This is a genomic window from Arhodomonas sp. KWT (genome assembly GCF_010993615.1).
The window spans coordinates 1-4,468 of record NZ_WNXE01000005.1; the positions used below are offsets into that span (position 1 = coordinate 1).

The 4,468-nt window shown below is 69.1% G+C and carries 4 protein-coding genes and 2 tRNA genes; 3 read left to right on the forward strand and 3 right to left on the reverse strand.

Annotated features, from left to right (window positions below):
* Nucleotides 1–174 precede the first annotated feature (174 nt).
* The 3 genes from glgC to G7A99_RS02270 all read right to left on the reverse strand — a co-directional run bounded on the left by glgC (nucleotide 175) and on the right by G7A99_RS02270 (nucleotide 2,917).
* On the reverse strand, nucleotides 175–1,443 hold the full coding sequence (gene glgC / locus G7A99_RS02260) for a glucose-1-phosphate adenylyltransferase (protein WP_018717276.1): 1,269 nt from the start codon (nucleotides 1,441–1,443) through the stop codon (nucleotides 175–177).
* A 125-nt stretch (nucleotides 1,444–1,568) separates the two neighbouring features.
* Nucleotides 1,569–2,213 (reverse strand): TIGR04282 family arsenosugar biosynthesis glycosyltransferase, encoded by a 645-nt coding sequence (locus G7A99_RS02265; RefSeq protein WP_163138757.1) that lies wholly within the window; start codon nucleotides 2,211–2,213, stop codon nucleotides 1,569–1,571.
* On the reverse strand, nucleotides 2,210–2,917 hold the full coding sequence (locus G7A99_RS02270; protein WP_163138758.1) for a TIGR04283 family arsenosugar biosynthesis glycosyltransferase: 708 nt from the start codon (nucleotides 2,915–2,917) through the stop codon (nucleotides 2,210–2,212). The genes G7A99_RS02265 and G7A99_RS02270 overlap by 4 nt, the downstream gene beginning before the upstream one ends.
* A 173-nt stretch (nucleotides 2,918–3,090) precedes the next feature.
* Between G7A99_RS02270 and G7A99_RS02275 the strand changes: the two genes are divergently transcribed.
* The 3 genes from G7A99_RS02275 to G7A99_RS02285 all read left to right on the forward strand — a co-directional run bounded on the left by G7A99_RS02275 (nucleotide 3,091) and on the right by G7A99_RS02285 (nucleotide 4,443).
* A complete protein-coding gene (locus G7A99_RS02275) occupies nucleotides 3,091–4,122 on the forward strand; it encodes a zinc-dependent alcohol dehydrogenase family protein (protein ID WP_018717273.1) in 1,032 nt (343 codons plus the stop codon).
* 80 nt (nucleotides 4,123–4,202) lie between these two features.
* Nucleotides 4,203–4,278: transfer RNA gene (locus G7A99_RS02280), tRNA-Ala, on the forward strand.
* A gap of 88 nt (nucleotides 4,279–4,366) precedes the next feature.
* Nucleotides 4,367–4,443: transfer RNA gene (locus G7A99_RS02285), tRNA-Arg, on the forward strand.
* The last annotated feature ends 25 nt before the right edge of the window (nucleotides 4,444–4,468 follow it).

Genomic DNA, 4,468 nt, shown 5'->3' on the forward strand with positions numbered 1-4,468 from the left:
TTCTGCATGGTGAACCTCCGATTCAGAACATTGTTGAAAACACCACTGATTCTGCTGTCGCCATGCTGCACCGCGACATAGCTAATTCTAGGGCTGTAAAGGGATTAATTCAATGGATACAGGATTGTCGCCAGTGACCGTTCGTCGGCCGAAAAACGATGGAAATCGTTTCCATCACCGGACATGGGCGACCTCCTGGCCAAGCATCTCCGCGGTGACCAGGACCACCCCGCCGGAGGAGACGTAGAAGCGCTCGCAATCCGCCTGCTCGTCCTCGCCGATCACCGTCCCGGGCGGGATACGGCAGCCCTCGTCGATCACGCAGCGGCGGATCCGCGAACCCGCTCCCACCTCGACGTCGGGCAGAATGACGGCGTCCTCCACCCGGGCCCGCGGACGCACGCGGACCTGGCTGAACAGCAGCGAATGGCGCACCTCGCCCTCGATGAGGTCACCGCCGGAGACCATCGCGTCCACGGCGATGCCGCCGTGACCCTCGCCGTCGTGGATGAACTTCGCCGGCGGCAGCTGCGCCTGGTAGGTCCAGATCGGCCAGTCCTCGTCGTAGAGGTCGAGTTCCGGGGTCCGGCCGATGAGCTCCAGGTTCGCCTCGAAGAAGGCGTCCACGGTGCCCACGTCCCGCCAGTAGGGCTGGGCACCGGACTCAGGGTCGGCGAATGGATAGGCCATCACCCGGTCCTGCTCGATCGCGGCGGGGATTATATCGCGGCCGAAGTCCCGGGAAGAGTTGATGTCCTCGGCGTCCGCGCGCAGGCGCTCGAAGAGATACTCCCGATTGAAGATGTAGATGCCCATGGACACCAGCGCCCGGTCGGGATCGTCCGGCGTAGGCTCCGGGTCCACGGGCTTCTCGGCGAAACGCAACACGTGCCCGTCGGTATCCGCAGTCATCACCCCGAACGAGCGCGCGCGCTCACGCGGCATGCGCACGCAGCCCACGGTCATGTCCGCCCCGCTCGCGGCGTGCTGGGCGATCATCGGCCCGTAGTCCATCTTGTAGACGTGATCGCCGGCGAGCACGAGGACGTAGCCCGGGTTGTGGGCCTGGATGATGTCGATGTTCTGATGGATGGCATCGGCGGTCCCCGCGAACCACAGGGGCTTATCCAGGCGCTGCTGGGCCGGGACGACCTCGATGAACTCCCCGAACTCACCGCGCAGGAACCCCCAGCCGCGCTGGACGTGCTGGATCAGCGAGTGCGCCTTGTACTGGGTGATCACCTCGATGCGGCGGATGCCCGAGTTGATACAGTTCGACAGCGGGAAGTCGATGAGACGGAACTTGCCGCCGAACGGCACCGCCGGCTTGGTCCGCCAGTCGGTGAGGTTCGCGAGCCGGCCGCCGCGGCCGCCCGCCAGTATGATCGCGAGGGTGTCGCGCGTAAGACGGCTGACGAAGCGGGGGTTGCGCTCCAGAAACATCGCCACTCCTAGTAGCGGCCTGACTCCGACAGGCCACCTGCCCGGGAAAGCGGGCCGTTATGCGGTCCGCCGGCATCGATCCGGGCCCTGAGCGGCGAGCGTTATGCCGCTGAACCCGACGGGCCTCAAGGATACCCGTGGCGCGGGCGACCTCCAAGCGGCCGCCGGCCGCGCTCGCGCCGCCAGCGGTGCAGATCCCGCCAGTCATCCACGTCCCAGGCCGGTGCCAGCTCGGTAAGGGGGACGCCGGCAGCAGCAAGACGGCGGCGCGTACGGGGCATCAACCGGGGATCGCCCCAGGGCATGCGCACGAACGCCTCGGGCACGGGCCGGGAGGCCCCCACCAGCGCATAGCCGCCGTCCTCGGCCGGGGCGAGCACCACACCTGCCCCCGCCTCCAGCGCCGCGAAGGCCCCGGTCACATGGGCACGGGTCACGCCAGCGCAGTCCGCACCGACGATCACCGGCAGACCGCCGCCAGCCAGCACGCGCCGCAGCGCGCGCTCCATCCGCGCCCCGAGGTCGCCCGGCCCCTGGGTCCGGAAATCACCGCCGTGACGCTCAGCCAGGCGCCGCAGCGCCGGGTGCGGCGCCCCGGCCCCAACCACGGTAAGCCGGGCGCCGCCGGCGCCGGCGAGGCGGACAACCGTATCGCGGAGCAGGCCCCGGTATGCGGCCAGCGCGGCACGGTCGCCGATACGCCGCGCCAGCCGGGTCTTCACCCGCCCGCGCAGCGGGGGCTTCGCGAAGATCAGCAGATGACGGCTCACGGGGCATCGCCACTACGGTAGTAGCGCCGGTGGAGACGCTGCGGATCGGCGCCGAGCCGGTAGGCCAGGCGCAGGCGCCACATCAGTGCGATCGTGCGCCACGCGCCGTTACGCTCCCAACGCCGGCTGGAGGTCACCAGCGGCCCGGGCGCGCACCAGGGGGGCGCGACACGGCGCAGCCGGGCCGACAGCGCGATATCCTCCATCAGCGGCTGCTCCGGGAATCCGCCCACGCGCCGGAACACGCCGGCGTCAACGAACAGTCCCTGGTCTCCGGTGGCAATACCGGTCCAGCGTGAACGGGTGTTCATGGCCGCGGCGATGACCCGGTAGAGCCAGCGGTCACCGCTCAGACGCACGTCGAACCGCCCCCACGCGGCACCACCGTCGACGGCGTCGAGAAGCGCGTCCCGGCATCCGGGGGTGAGCCGCGAGTCCGCGTGCAGGAACCACAGCATCCCGCCGCAGGCCCGGGCGGCGCCCGCGTTCATCTGCCGGGCACGCCCGGGCGGCGTGCCCACGACCCGGTCCACCCGCCGCGCCGCGGATGCGGGCGTACCGTCACGGCTGCCGCCGTCCGCGACGATGACCTCGTCCCCGGCCTCGCGAAACGGCACCAGGGACGCCAGCAGCCCGGGCAGGACGGCCGCCTCGTCGAGGACGGGGATAATGATCGACAGCCGCGGCGTCACGTCTTGCTCCATGGGCGCGGGATGGCCCGCCGACAGGGGGATTCTGACACGAACACCGGCCTCCGCTCACCGCACGGCGGCCGGCGGCTGTCCGGCGTGCCTCACCGACGATGGTGATCCTGGCCGGCGGCGGAGCTAGACTGGGGATACCACGTAACGGCCTGTAAAGGCAGGGAGGCAACGCGATGAAGGCACTGGTCTACGAAGGACCCGGCAAGCGCACATGGCAGGACCGTCCGGATCCGTCCGTCGAGAAACCCACGGATGCGGTCGTGCGAATCACCCACACGACCATCTGCGGCACCGATCTGCACATCCTCAAGGGCGACGTCCCCACCTGCGAACCGGGCCGTATCCTCGGCCACGAGGGTGTCGGCGTGGTCGAGTCCGTGGGTGACGGCGTCGCCGGCGTAAAACCCGGGGACCCGGTGCTGATCTCATGTATCACCGCCTGCGGGCGCTGCGATTACTGCAAGCGCGGCGTCTACGCCCACTGCCGCGACGGCGGCTGGATCCTCGGCCACCGCATCGACGGCACCCAGGCCGAGCGCGTGCGCATCCCCCACGCGGACAACAGCCTCTACCGCCTGCCCGAAGGACTGGACCCGGCGGCCGCGGTGATGCTCAGCGACATCCTGCCCACGGGCCACGAGATCGGCGCGCTCAACGGCGAAGTCGGGCTCGGCGATACCGTCGCGATCGTGGGCTCCGGGCCCATCGGCCTCGCCGCCCTGCTCACCGCGCGCTTCTACTCCCCCGCGCGCATCATCATGATCGACCCGGACGAGAACCGGCTGGCGATGGCGCGGCAGCTCGGCGCCACCGACACGGTCACCGGCGACGCGGTGGACACGGTCATGGACATGACCGGCGGTGAAGGCGTGGACGTGGCCATGGAGGCCGTGGGGATCCCGGACACGTTCGATATCTGCCAGCGCATCGTCCGCCCCGGCGGTCACATCGCCAACATCGGGGTCCACGGCAAGGGCGTGACCTTCCACCTCGAGGACCTGTGGATCAAGAACATCACGGTCCGTACCGGCCTGGTGAACACCAACACCATCCCCGTGCTCATGCGCATCCTCGAGGCCGGCGGTGTCGATGCGGCCGGGCTGGTGACCCATCGCTTCCGGCTCGACGAGGTGGAGCGGGCCTACGACGTGTTCTCCCGCGCCAGCGACGAGAAGGCGATCAAGGTGCTGCTGACCGGCGAGTGAACCCGCCGTACCGCCGCCTCGCGCGGGGCGGCGGTATTGCATAGACAGAGCACGATGATATACTCCCTCGCGTTCTTACAGGGGCCGTAGCTCAGTTGGGAGAGCGCTAGAATCGCACTCTAGAGGTCAGGGGTTCGACTCCCCTCGGCTCCACCAGATAACGGAAAAAGGCCGGTCAGTGACCGGCCTTTTTTATGGGCGGGATTTGGGCGCCGGGAGGCGCACCGGTATACTGCCCGCTCACGCCCCGGTAGCTCAGTCGGATAGAGCAACCGCCTCCTAAGCGGTAGGTCGCAGGTTCGAATCCTGCCCGGGGCGCCAGCACACCGACCCCTCCCCTTTTTAC